The organism is Paracoccus sp. MBLB3053, from assembly GCF_031822435.1.
Classification (GTDB): Bacteria; Pseudomonadota; Alphaproteobacteria; order Rhodobacterales; family Rhodobacteraceae; genus Paracoccus; species Paracoccus aurantius.
Genome location: NZ_JAVQLW010000001.1, coordinates 1,074,107 through 1,089,013 on the forward strand (window position 1 = coordinate 1,074,107; position 14,907 = coordinate 1,089,013).

Genomic DNA, 14,907 nt, shown 5'->3' on the forward strand with positions numbered 1-14,907 from the left:
AACTGTCAGCCTTCGACTCGGCGGCGCTTCCTGCGCCGTGTGAGGAGGACAACAGATGACTTACTATTCGGGTTTTCTTCTGGCTGTACCGACAGAGAACAAGGAAAAATACGTCGAGCATGCGCGCATCGCATGGCCCTTGTTCAAGAAGCTGGGGGCGCTGCGCATGGTCGAAAACTGGGGCGTCGACGTGCCGCGAGGCAAGGTTACCGACTTCTACATGGCGACCAAGGCGAAAGAAGACGAATCGATCCTGTTTTCCTGGGTCGAATGGGCGGACAAGGAAACCGCCGATGCCGCCTATGAAAAGATGATGTCCGACCCCGAAATGGAAAAGATGTCCGAGTTGCCCTTTGACGGGATGCGGATGATCTGGGGCGGGTTCGAACCCGTTCTCGACGTAAGCTGACGGAGGGCGCGATGTATCACGGCAAACCATGCTGGTTCGAACTCTCTACGGCGCAGGGTGCCCTGGCTGATGCCGAAGACTTCTACGGCAAACTGTTCGGCTGGTCGGTGAAGGACGCAGGCATGCCCGGATTCACCTATCGTCTTGCAAGCCAGGGCGATGAGATGGTGGCGGGAATGATGGAGCTGACCGACGAAAATCCGGGGATGCCCCCGTTCTGGATGGTCTATTACGACGTCGACGATGCCGATGCCGCCGCCGCGAAGGTGCAGTCGATGGGTGGCAAGGTCCATGTCGAACCCTCGGACATTCCCGGCACCGGACGCTTCGCGGTGCTGGCCGACCCGCAGGGCGCGGCGTTCGGAATCCTGCAGCCCAAGGAAATGGAGCCGCGGCCAGCGGTCGAAGCCGGCGCGTGGAACCAGAAGAAAGAAGGTCACGGCAACTGGGTCGAGTTGATGTCCACTGACCCGGAGGCGGGGTTCGATTTCTATGCCGAATTGTTTGGCTGGACGAAATCCACGCCGGTCGACATGGGCGAGATGGGAACCTATCAGCTTTTCGCCTGGCACGGCGCTGATATCGGCGGAATGATGGGCCTGGGAAATTCACCCGTTCCCTTCTGGCTTTCCTATTTCGGCGTGAACGGTGTCGACGCCGCGATCAAGCGGATCGAGCAGAATGGCGGAGCGGTGCTGCACGGGCCGATGGAGGTTCCGGGCGGCGCGTTCATCGCGGTTGCCCGCGATCCGCAAGGTGCCCATTTCGCCGTCGTGGGCCCGAAGGAGGCGACGTGATCCGTGCGACTTGCCTCGCATTCCTGCTTTGCGCCGCCCCGTCGGTGGCGCAGGACATTCAGCCGTCCGACGTTCCCCAAGGACAAAAGGATTACCATGCGGCAGGGGCCGGGGCCTATGTTCTGGATCCTTACCACACAGCCGTCATTGCTCGTGTTCTGCATATGGGATTTTCCTATAGCGTCTTCCGTTTCGACATGATCCGGGGGCAGCTTCACTGGGATGCGGAAAACCCCGCTGCCAACAGGCTTGAGGCCGAGGTCGAGGTCGGTTCGATCTCCACGCCGATCAAGGGGTTCGCGGATGTCCTGACGGGCAAGGACTATCTTGATACGGCCACCAACCCGACCGCGCGCTTCGTTTCGGAAAGCTTCAAGCCCGACGGTCCCACGAAAGGGCTGGTAATTGGAAACCTGACCATCATGGGCCGAACCGAACCGGCGACGTTCGACGTCGAACTGGTCGGCGCTGGCAAAGGCTATACCGGGGACGAGAACGGAAATCCCGTGATCCGCGATCTGATCGGACTGCATGCCCAGACCCGGATCGACCCGCAGGCTTACGGTCTCAACGCATTTTTCACCGAGCCGATCTTCATCGAGATCGACGCGGAATTCGCTCGAAAGGAATAAGTCATGACGCTTGTCATCACGACCTATGACTGGGTTCCCGATTTCGCACGCGGCTTCGTGCGTGACCTTCGGATCCGCTGGGCCTGCGAAGAGGCCGGTCTGCCCTATCAGATCGAAACCACGCCGGTTCGGGAAAAGTCACCCCAGCACTTCGCGCGCCAGCCCTTCGGCCAGATCCCCATCCTTCGCGATGGCGAGATCGAACTGTTCGAAAGCGGCGCGATCCTGCTTTATCTGGGCGAGGATCACGACATCCTCATGCCGCGCGAACGCAAGGCGCGGACCCAGACGCAGCAATGGCTGATCGCCGCGCTGAACAGCCTTGAGCCCGTGGTGATGAGCTATGTCGTCGCCAAGCTCTTCGACAAGGATGAAAACGCCGCCAATCTCGCGCGTCCGCGCCTGCACGACCGGCTGAAGCAGCTTGTTCCGGTTATCGAGGGGCGTGACTTCATCGCGGCGGATCGGTTCACGATCGCGGATATCCTGATGACGGATATCATCCGGGGCGTCGAGAGTTTCGGCGAACTTGGCGACTATCCCGCCTTGCGCGCCTATGCCGAGCCCATCCTTGCACGACCCGCTTTCCGCCGAGCCCATGCCGCGCAGCTTGAGCATTTCGCCGAGCCCGCGTGATGCTGACCATTTACGGACATCCGCTGTCCTCTTACTCTCAGAAGGTGCTGATCGCGCTTTATGAGATCGGGGTCCCGTTCACCTTCCGCCAGGTCGACCTTGGCGACGAGGCCGATCGCGAAGTGATGGCCTCGATCGAGCCCATGGGCTTGATGCCGGGTCTGAAGGACACGGCGCGGGGCGTGATCCTGTCCCAATCCTCGGTGATCATCGAATATGTGGACCTGCATTATCCGGGCGAGTTGCGCCTTTTGCCGGAAGAACCCGACCTGACGCTTTTTGTTCGGCAATGGGACCGGTTCTTCGACTTCCAGATCATGCAGGTCACGCAGCGGTTGGTCGATGCACGCCTGTTCATGGAGAAGGCGACCGAGGAACCGATTGCGATCTTCGCTCGCGAAAGGCTCGAGCGGGCCTATGCGGCGCTGGATCACCATCTTCGGGATAGGGAATGGGTGGCAGAGCAGTTCGGACTGGCAGATTGTGCCGCTGCGCCATCGCTTTTTTACGCCGGAATCCTGAACCCGTTCCACGGTTATCCGGCCTTGTCGGCCTATTTCGAACGCCTGCTGGCACGACCGTCCTTTCACCGCGCGAGGACCGAAGCCTTGCCATGCCTCAAGTATTTCCCCTTTCCCGAGCTTATTCCGGCACGGTTCCTGACCTAGCGCCTCTTGGCCTTTTGTCCGTGTTTCGCTATCCCCTTCGCGATCAAAGGGGTGACCAGATGGCCATGGAAAAGAACTTCGACGCGAAGTCTGCCGAAGCGCGGATCGCGGGGGAATGGGCAGAGGCGAATGCCTTTGCCGCGGGTGCCAACGCGAAACCGGGGGCCGAGAGCTTCTCGGTCGTGATCCCGCCCCCCAACGTGACCGGCAGCCTGCATATCGGCCACGCGCTGAACAACACGCTGCAGGACATCCTTGTCCGCTGGCACCGGATGCGCGGCTTCGACACGCTCTGGCAGCCCGGCCAGGACCATGCCGGCATCGCGACCCAGATGGTCGTCGAGCGCAAGCTCGCCGCCGAGGGCAAGCCGCCGCGCCGCGACTGGGACCGCAAGGATTTCACCAATGAGATCTGGCGCTGGAAGCAGGAATCCGGTGACACGATCATCGGGCAGTTGAAGCGCCTTGGCGCCTCCTGCGACTGGTCGCGCAATGCCTTCACCATGTCGGGCGCTCCGGGCGCGCCAGCGGGCGAGGAGGGCAATTTCCACGATGCCGTCATCAAGGTCTTCGTGGAGATGTACAACAAGGGCCTGATCTATCGCGGCAAGCGGCTGGTCAACTGGGACCCCCATTTCGAAACCGCGATCTCGGATCTGGAAGTCGAGAACCGCGAGGTTCCCGGCCATATGTGGCATTTCAAATACCCGCTGGCCGGCGGCGAGACCTATGAATATGTCGAGCGCGACGAGGACGGCAACGTCACCCTGCGCGAGACCCGCAACTACATCTCGATCGCCACCACCCGCCCCGAGACCATGCTCGGCGACGGCGCGGTCGCGGTCCATCCCGACGATGCGCGCTATGCCCCGATCGTCGGCAAGCTGGTCGAGATCCCGGTCGGTCCCAAGGCGCATCGCCGCATGATCCCGATCATCACCGACGAATATCCCGACCCGCATTTCGGCTCGGGCGCGGTCAAGATCACCGGCGCGCATGACTTCAACGACTATGGCGTCGCGATGCGCAACGGCATCCCGCTTTACGCGCTGATGGACGGCAAGGGCGCGATGCGGCAGGACGGCCTGTCCTACGAGGAAAGCGCCGAGATCGCCTCGCGCGCCGCCCGCGGCGAGGATGTCGGCGATGTCTCGAACGTGAACCTCGTGCCCGACGAGCTGCGCGGCCTCGACCGCTCCGAGGCCCGCAAGCGGGTGATCGAAGAGATCAATGCCGAGGGCCTTGCCGTCACCTACCTGCACAAGGAACTGGACAAGGAAACCGGGGCCGAGCATCTCGAGCGCCGCCCGGTGGTCGAAGCCAAGCCGATCATGCAGCCCTTCGGCGACCGGTCCGGCGTGGTGATCGAGCCGATGCTGACCGACCAGTGGTTCGTCGATACCGCGCGCATCGTCGGCCCGGCGCTGGACGCCGTGCGCAGCGGCAAGACCCGCATCCTGCCTGAGCAGCATGAGAAGGTCTATTTCCACTGGCTCGAGAACATCGAGCCCTGGACGATCAGCCGCCAGCTTTGGTGGGGTCACCAGATCCCGGTCTGGTACGGGTTGAACCTGTCGCTGGAAGGCCAGGTCGATGACGACCATGACGGCGCGCTGGACGATGTCGAGATCTTCGCCCTGCTCGAAGAGGGTCTTGTTCACCGCGACGAGATTCACCACGCCGCGCCGCATTTCGCCGATGTGGTCGATCAGTTCCGCGACAGCATCGCGGGCCTGCCGCAGCCCTTGGAAATCAGCCGCATCGTCGAGGTCGCCGACCGCGCTGCGGCGGTGGACGCGTTTGCCCAGGGGCTGGCCGATTACAACCTGACCCAGGACCCGACCAGGCTGGTCTATCCGGTCTGGCGCGATCCCGACGTGCTCGACACCTGGTTCTCGTCCGGCCTCTGGCCGATCGGCACGCTGGGCTGGCCCGAGCAGACCCCGGAACTGGCGAAATACTTCCCGACCTCGACGCTGGTCACCGGCTTCGACATCATCTTCTTCTGGGTCGCCCGGATGATGATGATGCAGCTCGCCGTCGTCGGCGACGTGCCCTTCCGCACCGTCTATGTCCACGGCCTCGTGCGCGATGAAAAAGGCGCGAAGATGTCGAAGTCGAAAGGCAATGTCATCGACCCGCTGACGCTGATCGACGAGTTCGGCGCCGATGCGCTGCGCTTCACCCTGACCGCGATGGCGGCGATGGGGCGCGACCCGAAGCTGGGGCCGAAGCATGTCGAGGCGAACCGCAACTTCGTCACCAAGATCTGGAACGCGACCCGCTTCGCCGAGATGAATGGCGTGAAGGGCGGCGTGGCCCGCCCCGAGCCCAGCCATGTCGTGAACCGCTGGATCATCGGCGAGGTCGCCCGCATCCGCATGGCGACGGACGAGGCGCTGGAAACCTATCGCTTCAACGATGCCGCGACCGGGCTCTATGCCTTCGTCTGGGGCAAGGTCTGCGATTGGTATGTCGAGTTCTCGAAGCCGCTCTTCGACGGCGAGCTCCGCGCGGAAACGCAGGCGACGATGGGCTGGGTGCTGGATCAGTGCTACACCATGCTGCACCCGATCATGCCCTTCGTCACCGAAGAGCTCTGGGCGCTGACCGGTGATCGTTCGAAGATGCTGGTCCATGGCGAATGGCCGGAATTCGGTGCCGAGCTGATCGACGCCGAAGCTGACCGCCAGATGAACTGGGTGATCCAGCTCATCGAGAACATCCGTTCGGCCCGCGCCCAGATCGGCGTCCCGGCCGGCGCGCGTCCCGACCTGATCGTGACCGAGGCCGACGAGGCCGCCCGCGCGGCGCTCGCTGCCAATGCCCCGCTGATCGAGCGTCTGGCCCGCGTCAACCCGCCCGCCGAAGGCGCGATGGGGCCGGGGATGATCTCGGTCGCGGCGCTGGGGGCGAGCTTCGGCCTGCCGGTCGGCGAGATGATCGACGTCAAGGCCGAGACAGCGCGTCTGGAAAAATCGGTCGCCAAGACCGAGAAGGACGCCGCAGGCCTGCGCAACCGCCTGGGCAATCCGAAATTCGTCGAGAATGCGGAGCCCGAGGTGATCGACGAAACCCGCGAGAAGCTCGCGGCTCTCGAGGATGACGTGGCCCGCATCCGCGCGGCGCTCGCGCAGCTTGCGGCGATGTGAGGCTGCTTCGGAGCCGGATTTGACGGGGGCCGCGCGTTACAGCGCGGCCCTTATCGTTTCGGCGATCATGCGCGGAACTTCCGCTGCCATGCCGACCGGGGGCAGGGTGATGCCCCTGAACCCGGCCTCGGCCAGCGCCTCGGGCAGGTCGTCGGTGACATGCTCGGCGCGGGTGGCGAAAAGCGGCAGGCAAATCGCGCGATCAGGCAGGCCGCGGGCGGCATCTGCAAGGAAGGGGGCTTCCTCGACGAAGCCGCAGGTGACGTTCAGCGGCGCGAGGTCGCGGGCCATTTTCTGCGCCGCTTCAAAGGGCGCACGCGAGCGGCCCGAGCCATGCGCGGCAATCAGGACATGCGTGTCCTGAAGCGCCCAGCCTTGTGCCTGGGCCGCCTGCTCCAGCAGGTCCTGGCAAAGGCCCGGCAGACCGGGATCGCTGCCGAAGGGCGGCAGGATACGGGCCTGATCCGCACCGACCAGCGCGAGGCGGCGCGGCAATTCGCTGCGGGTGAACCAGCCTGTGGCCATGAACATCGGATAGATCAGCGCGGCCCCGCGCGCCACGTCCAGTGCGCCCGGCATGGCGAGGGTCGCGCCCCGCACCCGTGCGTCGGGTAGATGCCGCGCGACCTCGGCGGCCAGCGCCTCGACCGCCTTCTGCTGCGGGCCCGGATCGCCGGGCTGGCCATGCGCGACGATCAGGGCGTTTGGCGGCAGCGCCTCAGGCACGGAAGGCTGCCGCGAATGGCTCGGGGATGGCGAATTCCGTGAGCGCCTTGGCGCGGGCGGATTCGGACATTTTCCGCGCTGTTTTCTCGACGATGCGCTGCAACTCGTCGGGATCGCGGCCATCGGCGAAAGGCCCGAGATACCAGCGGATGAAGGTAAAGCAGGCCACGTCCTCCATCGCCTGCACGTCCGCATCGCGCTTGATGCCCTGTTTGGTCAGCATCTTTTCCGCCTGCGCGATTTCGTCATCCGAATATCCCGCCTCGCGCATGATGCCAGCGACCCGAGCGGCATGGCGGCGGCCCTGCTCGGTGCGCCATGCCAGATAGCCGGGCCGGTCCATCGGAAATTCGCTGCGCGGCAGCTTCCAGCGCTCGACATGCTGCCCGCGGCAGGAGATGCGCAGAGGCTCGGATGCGTCAGGATAAAGGGTTTCCTGTTCAGCGGTCATGCGCTGGCCGTAAAGCAAGGCCTCGGGCTGATCGCCCGTAAGCGTTGGATCGGCGGAATTGGCCTTGTCGATGGCGTCGAATGCGGTCTGAAGGCGGGTCATGGTCATCCTCTTTTGCTGCCATCTTGCCGCAGCCGGCCGCGGCGTCAACGCGCATTGCCCGCCAATCGCCCCACCGCTAGCTTCCGAACCATGGAATGGGCAGAGTTTTCCTTGGCACTGGGTGCTTTTCTGGCCTCGCATGTCATCCCGGCCCGATGCCGTGCGCCGCTGATCGCGCGGATCGGACGGGGCGGTTATGTCATGGGCTACAGCCTGCTGTCGCTGCTGCTGCTTTGCTGGCTGGTCGTCGCGGCGGGCAGGGCGCCTTTTGTCGAATTATGGCCGCAGGCGATATGGATGCGCTGGCTGGTCAATCTTGCGATGCCCATCGCATTCATGGTGGCGATGACGGCAGGAATGGCCGGGGTGATGGGGGCCTTCGCGCTGTGGGCGGGAACGCATCTCATGGCCAATGGCGATCTGGCCCATGCCAGCCTGTTTGGTCTGTTGCTGGCCTATGCGCTGTTCGGATTGTCCGTGGCCCTGCGCCGACCGCTGCGCGTCGCGGCCCGATGGCCCCGATGCGTGGCCGCCGCCCTGATCTGGGCTGCCGCGCTGTCTCTGCATCCGCTGGTCATCGGGGTCAATCCGCTGCCATAGGTGGGCGGAAGCCTTCCGGGATCCGGTCCTGACCGTCCAGGATGAGGTCGGCCAGCATCCCGGCGGCGGCCGGGGCCATGGCAAGGCCGATCTTGAACCCGCCATTCGCGACGAAGTGGCCCGGACGGCCGGGCCAGGGGCCGACGATGGGCGCGCGGGACTTCGCCCTTGGGCGAATGCCGGCCCAGCGATCCACGACCGGTGCGTTTGCCAGCACCGGGCAAAGCGCGCGGGCCTTGGCGATCAACGCGTCAAGCTGGTGGTCGGTCCCGAGATCCGCCGCGTCGCGCTCCGAGGTCGAGCCGATCGCCACCGTTCCATCGGCATGGGGCACGATATGGACGGCGTCGGCAAAGACCTGGGGCTGGTCGCGAGCATCGAATTCGAGCAATGCCGACTGACCTTTGACGCCGTTGCCGCCAAAGGGTGCGAGCCCGGCGACGCCGGTGGCCCAAATCGCGGGTTCGTCGGGTGCGTGCGTGCCTTCGATGATTTCTCCGCCCCGGGCCCGGATGGCGGCGGCAAGCGCCGCAGCTGCCCGACGCGGGCTTATCCTTGCTGTCAGTCGGTCCACCAGCCAGAGCCCCGAGGGCGATACCGGTGTCAACGGGCCTCGTGGCGCATCAGTCAACTCCATCCCGCCCCATTCGGGCCAGTTGATCCTTGCGGCCTCGATCCTTTCCCGCATGCGATCCTCGGCCCCCTCCGGGACGGGCTGGATGCGGCCGCTGCGGGCATAACCTGGATCGGTCCCGCCGACCCGCGCCACTTCGGCCCACCAGTCGCTGGCGGCGATCAGTGCATCCAGCTGGATCTGCTTCTTGGGGTTCCAGTTTTCCGGCGCGTGCGGAGCCAAGGCACCCACATGGCCGCCGGACGAGCCTGCGCCAATACGGATCGAGTCGTAGACGCGCACGGGTCGGCCGCGGCGAACCAGCTCCCACGCGCAGGAAAGGCCGAATATACCTGCCCCCGCCACGTTGAGTTTTGCACTTGCCATCCCGGCACCCCATGTCGCATCTGCCTGCAAAAAGGAGTTAGCGCTTATGGGCGATGACGACCAGAGCAGCGCCGATCTTGATTGGCGCGATGGCCAGATCCCGGTGTCCCGCCGGTTCGACGACCCTTATTTCAGCCTGAATGGAGGGCTGGACGAAACACGGCATGTCTTCCTGGCCGGGAATGATCTGCCGGCACGCCTGCGCCCAGGGTTCCATGTCGCGGAACTGGGCTTCGGCACCGGGCTGAATTTGCTGGCTCTTGCCCAGATCGCGATGGTTCCTGTCCGCTTCACCAGTTTCGAAGCCTATCCGATGAACATCGACGAGCTGGCCCGCGCGCATGAGGCGTTCCCGGAACTGGCCGAGCTGGCCGCACAGCTTCGCGCGGGCTGGCCCCGGCGACGTTTCAACGTCGGCATGGTTGAGGCCGAAATCAACGAGGCAGATGCACGCCTGGCCCTGCCCGATTGGGCGGGCAAGGCGGATGCCTGGTTCCTGGACGGCTTCTCTCCGGCCAAGAACCCCGAGCTTTGGGGCGAAGATCTGATGGCCGAGGTCGGCAGGCACACTGCGCCGGGCGGAACCTTCGCGACCTATACCGCGGCCGGGCATGTTCGCCGCGCATTGTCCTCGGCGGGCTTCGAGGTGATGCGCAGCCCCGGCTTTGCCGGCAAGCGTCACATGAGCCGCGGACAGCTACCTGCGGACCTCAGGGATGCGTGAGGGCGTATAGATCAGGGGCAGATGCGGCGGGCGACCACGGGTCCGGCTCCAGAAGGCGGTCCCGCCCAATCGAAGGAAGACCGGCACCGCAAGGATGATCCCACCGATGAAGCCCGCAGCATGTGCGATATAGGCGACGCCGTCGTCCTGCATGCTTGCGCTGGACACGAGCTGGATGCCGAACCAGGCAAGCAGCAGCACCCATGCCGGGATCGTGAACCGCTTGAAAATGATGATGATGATCGCAATGACATCGACCTTGGCTTTGGGGAATAGCAGAAGATATCCCCCCATGACCCCGGCGATCGCGCCCGATGCGCCGACCATGGGGATCGTGCTCGACGGATCGGCAAGGATCTGCCCGGCCGCGGCTGTCAAGCCACAGGCCAGATAGAACAACGCAAAGCCGAGATGGCCCATCTGGTCTTCAAGATTGTCGCCAAACACCCAAAGGAAAAGCATGTTTCCCGCGATGTGCAGCAGGCCTGCATGCAGGAACATGTGGGTGAACAGTCCCCAGAGCCAGTCGCCATGCATGATTGCCAGCGGATATAGCGCAAGCCGGTCCCAAAGCTCGGTCATTCCGCCCAGACGCGGATCGGTGAGCAGGTAAAGCAGCACGTTCAGGAAGATCAGCCCGTTGCGAACATAGGGCGTTCGCTCGGACGGGTTGTGGTCTCGGATCGGGAACATGCGCTCGGGTCCTTGCAGCCTGTTCCCAAGGGTGGCCCATGGCGGGGCCGCGTGCAAGCGGCCCTGTTCCCCGCCGCGGGCGGCATATAGCATCGGCGCGAATCGATCCGAGGAGAGGCCCATGACCAGCCTGACCGACCGCAAGAATGCCGCCATCTCGCGCGGCGTCGGCATGACGACGCAGATCTATGCCGACCGTGCCGAAAACGCCGAGATCTGGGACAAGGACGGGAACCGCTATATCGACTTCGCGGCGGGGATCGCTGTCGTCAATACCGGCCACCGCCATCCGCGGGTGATCGAGGCGGTCAAGGCGCAGCTCGACCGCTTCACGCATACGTGCCACCAGGTCGTGCCTTATGAAAATTACGTCGCGCTGGCCGAGCGTCTGAACGCAGCCGTGCCAGGTGACTGGCCCAAGAAGACGGCGTTTTACACGACCGGGGCCGAGGCGGTCGAGAATGCGATCAAGATCGCGCGCCACTATACCGGGCGCGCCGGTATCGTGGCCTTTGCGGGCGGGTTTCATGGCCGGACCTTCATGGGCATGTCGCTGACCGGCAAGGTGCAGCCCTACAAGGCCGGTTTCGGGCCGATGATGAACGATGTCTGGCACCTGCCTTTCCCCAACGATCTGCACGGCGTCTCGCAGGATGAGGCGCTGGCCTCGCTCGACCGACTGTTCAAGGCCGATATCGACCCGTCGCGCGTTGCCGCGATCATCGTCGAGCCGGTGCAGGGGGAGGGTGGTTTCTATGAAGCGCCGTCGGGCTTCATGCAGCGCCTTCGGGAAATCTGCGACCAGTATTCGATCCTTCTGATCGCCGACGAGGTCCAGACCGGGTTCGCCCGGACTGGCAGGCTGTTTGCGATGGAACATCATGGTGTCGCGGCCGACATCACCACCATGGCCAAGGGGCTGGGGGGCGGTTTGCCGATCAGCGCGGTCACGGGCCGGGTCGAGGTCATGGACAGCCCCGCACCGGGCGGTCTTGGCGGCACCTATGCCGGGAACCCGCTTGCGGTTGCCGCAGCACATGCGGTGCTGGACGTGATCGAGGACGAGGCGCTGTGCGACCGGGCCACCCGGCTTGGCCAGCGGCTGAAGCAGCGTCTTGCCGGTCTGCGCGACGACGTTCCCGAGATTGTCGATATTCGCGGCCCCGGCTTCATGAATGCCGTCGAATTCAATGTCGCGGGCAGTGACAAGCCCAATCCCGAAATGGCGAACCGCGTGCGGGAAGAAGCCTTGTCGCGCAACCTGATCCTGCTGACTTGCGGGGTCTATGGAAATGTGATCCGTTTCCTTGCCCCGCTGACGATCCCTGACGGGGTATTCGACGAGGCGCTGGATCTTCTCGAAGTTTCGATCCGCGCGGCCCGCGCCTGACGCAGCATCGGGCAGAAGGGCGTCTTGCCCTTCAGCCCAGCTTTTTGCGGAAGAAGACGCGGTCGAAGCCCTCGTCTCGGCGCCGATCGGTTTCGACATATCCGAAATGAGGGTACAGCGTCAGGTTCTCGGTCATCCGGGCATTCGTATAAAGCCGGATCTCGTCGAAGCCCTGGCGCCGGGTTTCGTCTTCGCAAAAGGCAAGTAGGGCCTTGCCCAGTCCCATGCCCTTTGCCTCGGGCAGGACGGCAAGGCTGTCGAGCAGAAGGTGATCGGGTCGCGCGATCAGGATGACATAGCCCAGAAGCGCCTGTTCCAGGTCGAGCGCGGCATGGACCTCTCCGGCCCCGATGTGACGCTCGAAATCCACGTCCATCGGTGCGGGGCGCCGTCCCATCCTTGGCACATAGCGCGCAAAGGCGGTTTCGGCGCAGTGCCGGATGGCGGCTTCGTCCTCGGGGCATGCCCGTCGGATCGCGAAACCGTCGATCCGGCTGTTCCCGATCACGCCAGGGCCTTCGAGCCCATCTGCAGGAACTTCTGGCGCCGGTCCTTGATGATCTCGGACGGCTTCTTGCCTTCGAACTCGGCCAGCATCTCGGCAATGGCGTCGCCGACGGCCGTGATGGCTTCCATTGGGGCGCGTTGCGCTCCACCCATCGGTTCGGGGATGATGCGGTCGACCACTTCCAGCTTCTTCAGATCCTGCGCGGTCAGCTTCAGTGCATGGGCCGCCTCGCGCATTTTCTCGGCATCCTTCCACAGGATCGAGGCGCAGCCTTCGGGCGAGATCACCGAATAGATCGAATGCTCGAGCATGGCGATGCGGTTGGCGGTTGCAAAGGCGACGGCGCCGCCCGAACCACCTTCACCGATCACCACCGAGACCAGCGGGACGCCGATCTGCAGGCATTTCTCGGTCGAACGCGCGATGGCCTCGGACTGGCCGCGCTCTTCCGCGCCCTTGCCGGGATAGGCGCCGGGGGTGTCGACGAGCGAGATTACCGGAAGACGGAACCGGTCGGCCAGATCCATCAGGCGGATCGCCTTGCGGTAACCCTCGGGACGCGCCATGCCGAAATTGTGGGTCAGCCGGGACTTTGTGTCATTGCCCTTTTCATGGCCGATCACCACGCAGGCCTGATCGCGGAACCGGGCAAGCCCGCCCATGACGGCATGATCCTCGCCAAAGGCGCGGTCGCCGGCAAGCGGGGTATATTCGCTGAACAGCGCCGCGATGTAATCGCGGCAATGCGGACGCTCGGGGTGGCGGGCCACCTGCGTCTTGCGCCAGGGATCGAGCTGCTTGTAAAGGTCGCGCAGCATCTCCTCGGCCTTCTTGTCGAGCGCGGCGGCCTCTTTTTCCAGGTCCACGCCTTCGCCCTTGCGGGCAAGCACGCGCAGCTCTTCCGCCTTGCCTTCAAGATCGGCAAGAGGCTTTTCGAACTCGAGATAGGTCATTCACTGCTCCGCGTCGTCATCCGGTCGGGTTCGGCGTCTATATGATCGTCAAGCTGCAGGATTGCAACTTGTGGCTCACCACCGGGTCAGGGCGTCTTCGTCGGACACGCTGGCCTCGACCCAGTCGCCCGGCCCTTCGAGGGTGATTTCGCGCTTCCAGAAGGGCGCGCGTGACTTGAGCCAGTCCATTAGGAACTCGGCCCCTTCGAAGGCTGCGGCGCGATGGCGGGCAGCGGTCGCCACCATCATGATCGGCTCGCCGACCTCCAGCCTGCCATGGCGATGGATGATGATCCAGTCGATGAGGCCGAAGCGCTCGGCCGCCGCCTTGCCATGCGCCTCGAGCGATTTTTCGGTCATGCCGGGGTAATGTTCGATCTCCAGCGCTACCAGACGGCCGCCTTCGTCGCGCACAAGCCCCGAAAAGGTCACGATTGCCCCTGCGCCATGCCCGAAGCCCGCAAGTTCGGTGCCGATTTCGAAAGCTTCGGTCTGGACGCGTGCCGACATCTCAGCCGCCTGTCATGGGCGGAAAGAAGGCGACTTCCCGCGCACCGGAAAGTTCCGTGTCCAGATCGGCCAATTCCTGGTCGACCGCCACGCGCACCGCCGAAAGATCGGCCAGCGCGGCTGCGTGCCATTCGTCCATGGCGGCAAGCTCAGCGACCAGTTCGCGGATGTTGCCGGCCCTGGTCTCGATCCGCTCGCGTGGGTGGCCGACGCGTTCGCGCAGCCATGCGAAGTAGAGCACGTCAATAACCATTGCCATCCCTCAGGAATGGCCGGGTCTTGTCGAAATAGTCCCACCCGGTGATCGCCGTCAGCAACGCGGCGATCCAGAACAGCAAGAGCCCGGCCTGCGTCGCCAGATCCGACCAGTTGTCCGACCAGGGCAGGCGCGTTTCGCCGACCTGCGGAGGGTGGCCGACTTCGTAATAATTCAGGCCGGTGCCGAGGAAGAGCACGGCGATGGCGGTCATCTGCGCAGTGGTCTTCCATTTCGCGAGCTTGGTTACCTTCAGCATCCGCGACTTGTCGCCGAGATACTCGCGCAGACCCGATACGAAGACCTCGCGGAACAGGATGACGGTCGCCGGCAGGATAAGCCAGGGGTTCATTCCGGAATAGCCGGTAATCACCACGACGGCGATGATCACCATCGCCTTGTCCGCAATAGGGTCCATGGCCGCGCCAAACCGGCTTTCCTGACCCCAGGCACGGGCCAGGTAGCCATCGAACCAGTCGGTGATCGCGGCGATCAGGAACAGGGCCAGGGCCGCGAAATCTGCAAGCGGCCGGCTGAGGAAAAAGAACATCAGCGGCACGAGGGGCGCGGCGACCAGCCGCAGAAGTGTCAGTATATTGGGCAATGTCCAGCGCATGGGCGGCAATCTAGGCTGTCCTGTGCGCCGGGGGAAGGGTCGAGGCGCCCTGCTCGCAAAGAAATGCAATCGGGCCGGGTCTGG

At 64.2% G+C, this 14,907-nt stretch carries 18 protein-coding genes; 9 read left to right on the forward strand and 9 right to left on the reverse strand.

The features are described 5' to 3' along the window. The first annotated feature begins 55 nt into the window (after positions 1 to 55). The 6 genes from RGQ15_RS05410 to RGQ15_RS05435 are packed head-to-tail and all read left to right on the forward strand — an operon-like array spanning position 56 to position 6,294. The gene (locus RGQ15_RS05410) at positions 56 to 409 is read left to right on the forward strand and encodes a DUF1428 domain-containing protein (protein ID WP_311159200.1); all 354 of its coding nucleotides are present in this window, start codon (positions 56 to 58) and stop codon (positions 407 to 409) included. A gap of 11 nt (positions 410 to 420) precedes the next feature. Next, the gene (locus RGQ15_RS05415) at positions 421 to 1,206 is read left to right on the forward strand and encodes a VOC family protein (RefSeq protein WP_311159201.1); all 786 of its coding nucleotides are present in this window, start codon (positions 421 to 423) and stop codon (positions 1,204 to 1,206) included. Then, positions 1,203 to 1,838: a YceI family protein gene (locus tag RGQ15_RS05420; protein ID WP_311159202.1), complete on the forward strand. Its 636-nt coding sequence runs from the start codon at positions 1,203 to 1,205 to the stop codon at positions 1,836 to 1,838. Before RGQ15_RS05415 ends, RGQ15_RS05420 begins: the two co-directional genes overlap by 4 nt. 3 nt (positions 1,839 to 1,841) lie before the next feature. After that, positions 1,842 to 2,474, forward strand: a complete 633-nt coding sequence (locus RGQ15_RS05425) for a glutathione S-transferase family protein (RefSeq protein WP_311159203.1) — start codon at positions 1,842 to 1,844, stop codon at positions 2,472 to 2,474. Further along, the gene (locus RGQ15_RS05430; RefSeq protein ID WP_311159205.1) at positions 2,474 to 3,142 is read left to right on the forward strand and encodes a glutathione S-transferase family protein; all 669 of its coding nucleotides are present in this window, start codon (positions 2,474 to 2,476) and stop codon (positions 3,140 to 3,142) included. Before RGQ15_RS05425 ends, RGQ15_RS05430 begins: the two co-directional genes overlap by 1 nt. 59 nt (positions 3,143 to 3,201) lie before the next feature. Continuing rightward, entirely contained in the window at positions 3,202 to 6,294 is a 3,093-nt protein-coding gene (locus tag RGQ15_RS05435; protein WP_311159206.1) for a valine--tRNA ligase, read from the forward strand. A 36-nt stretch (positions 6,295 to 6,330) separates the two neighbouring features. Here the strand turns inward: RGQ15_RS05435 and RGQ15_RS05440 are convergent, their stop codons facing one another. Together RGQ15_RS05440 and RGQ15_RS05445 are read right to left on the reverse strand one after the other, a co-directional pair. Further along, positions 6,331 to 7,020, reverse strand: coding sequence for a sirohydrochlorin chelatase (locus RGQ15_RS05440; protein ID WP_311159207.1), 690 nt, complete (start codon positions 7,018 to 7,020; stop codon positions 6,331 to 6,333). Then, a complete protein-coding gene (locus RGQ15_RS05445; protein WP_311159208.1) occupies positions 7,013 to 7,573 on the reverse strand; it encodes a DUF4202 domain-containing protein in 561 nt (186 codons plus the stop codon). The genes RGQ15_RS05440 and RGQ15_RS05445 overlap by 8 nt, the downstream gene beginning before the upstream one ends. 90 nt (positions 7,574 to 7,663) lie before the next feature. Here RGQ15_RS05445 and RGQ15_RS05450 point away from each other — a divergent pair, with 90 nt between their 5' ends. Continuing rightward, positions 7,664 to 8,173: an NnrU family protein gene (locus RGQ15_RS05450; protein WP_311159209.1), complete on the forward strand. Its 510-nt coding sequence runs from the start codon at positions 7,664 to 7,666 to the stop codon at positions 8,171 to 8,173. On the opposite strand, the gene RGQ15_RS05455 is transcribed toward RGQ15_RS05450, so the two are convergent. Then, the gene (locus RGQ15_RS05455) at positions 8,157 to 9,173 is read right to left on the reverse strand and encodes an NAD(P)/FAD-dependent oxidoreductase (RefSeq protein ID WP_311159210.1); all 1,017 of its coding nucleotides are present in this window, start codon (positions 9,171 to 9,173) and stop codon (positions 8,157 to 8,159) included. The two genes, RGQ15_RS05450 and RGQ15_RS05455, sit on opposite strands and share 17 nt — an antisense overlap. Before the next feature lie 46 nt (positions 9,174 to 9,219). On the opposite strand from RGQ15_RS05455, the gene mnmD reads away from it, so the two are divergent. After that, a complete protein-coding gene (gene mnmD, locus RGQ15_RS05460; RefSeq protein ID WP_311159211.1) occupies positions 9,220 to 9,897 on the forward strand; it encodes a tRNA (5-methylaminomethyl-2-thiouridine)(34)-methyltransferase MnmD in 678 nt (225 codons plus the stop codon). Here the strand turns inward: mnmD and RGQ15_RS05465 are convergent. Beyond that, positions 9,871 to 10,590, reverse strand: coding sequence for a rhomboid family intramembrane serine protease (locus RGQ15_RS05465; protein WP_311159212.1), 720 nt, complete (start codon positions 10,588 to 10,590; stop codon positions 9,871 to 9,873). The genes mnmD and RGQ15_RS05465 overlap by 27 nt on opposite strands. Before the next feature lie 121 nt (positions 10,591 to 10,711). Between RGQ15_RS05465 and RGQ15_RS05470 the strand changes: the two genes are divergently transcribed. Continuing rightward, the gene (locus RGQ15_RS05470) at positions 10,712 to 11,980 is read left to right on the forward strand and encodes a 4-aminobutyrate--2-oxoglutarate transaminase (protein WP_311159213.1); all 1,269 of its coding nucleotides are present in this window, start codon (positions 10,712 to 10,714) and stop codon (positions 11,978 to 11,980) included. A 31-nt stretch (positions 11,981 to 12,011) separates the two neighbouring features. Here the strand turns inward: RGQ15_RS05470 and RGQ15_RS05475 are convergent, their stop codons facing one another. From RGQ15_RS05475 to pgsA, 5 genes are all read right to left on the reverse strand, one after another. After that, positions 12,012 to 12,488 carry a GNAT family N-acetyltransferase gene (locus RGQ15_RS05475; protein ID WP_311159214.1) on the reverse strand — a complete coding sequence of 159 codons (477 nt, stop codon included), beginning with the start codon at positions 12,486 to 12,488 and terminating at the stop codon, positions 12,012 to 12,014. Further along, positions 12,485 to 13,441, reverse strand: a complete 957-nt coding sequence (locus RGQ15_RS05480) for an acetyl-CoA carboxylase carboxyltransferase subunit alpha (protein WP_311159215.1) — start codon at positions 13,439 to 13,441, stop codon at positions 12,485 to 12,487. Before RGQ15_RS05480 ends, RGQ15_RS05475 begins: the two co-directional genes overlap by 4 nt. A gap of 75 nt (positions 13,442 to 13,516) precedes the next feature. Beyond that, entirely contained in the window at positions 13,517 to 13,951 is a 435-nt protein-coding gene (locus RGQ15_RS05485) for a molybdenum cofactor biosynthesis protein MoaE (protein ID WP_311159216.1), read from the reverse strand. A 1-nt stretch (position 13,952) separates the two neighbouring features. Continuing rightward, entirely contained in the window at positions 13,953 to 14,198 is a 246-nt protein-coding gene (moaD, locus tag RGQ15_RS05490) for a molybdopterin converting factor subunit 1 (RefSeq protein WP_311161039.1), read from the reverse strand. Next, positions 14,194 to 14,823: a CDP-diacylglycerol--glycerol-3-phosphate 3-phosphatidyltransferase gene (gene pgsA / locus RGQ15_RS05495; protein WP_311159217.1), complete on the reverse strand. Its 630-nt coding sequence runs from the start codon at positions 14,821 to 14,823 to the stop codon at positions 14,194 to 14,196. The genes moaD and pgsA overlap by 5 nt, the downstream gene beginning before the upstream one ends. Positions 14,824 to 14,907: the final 84 nt, after the last annotated feature.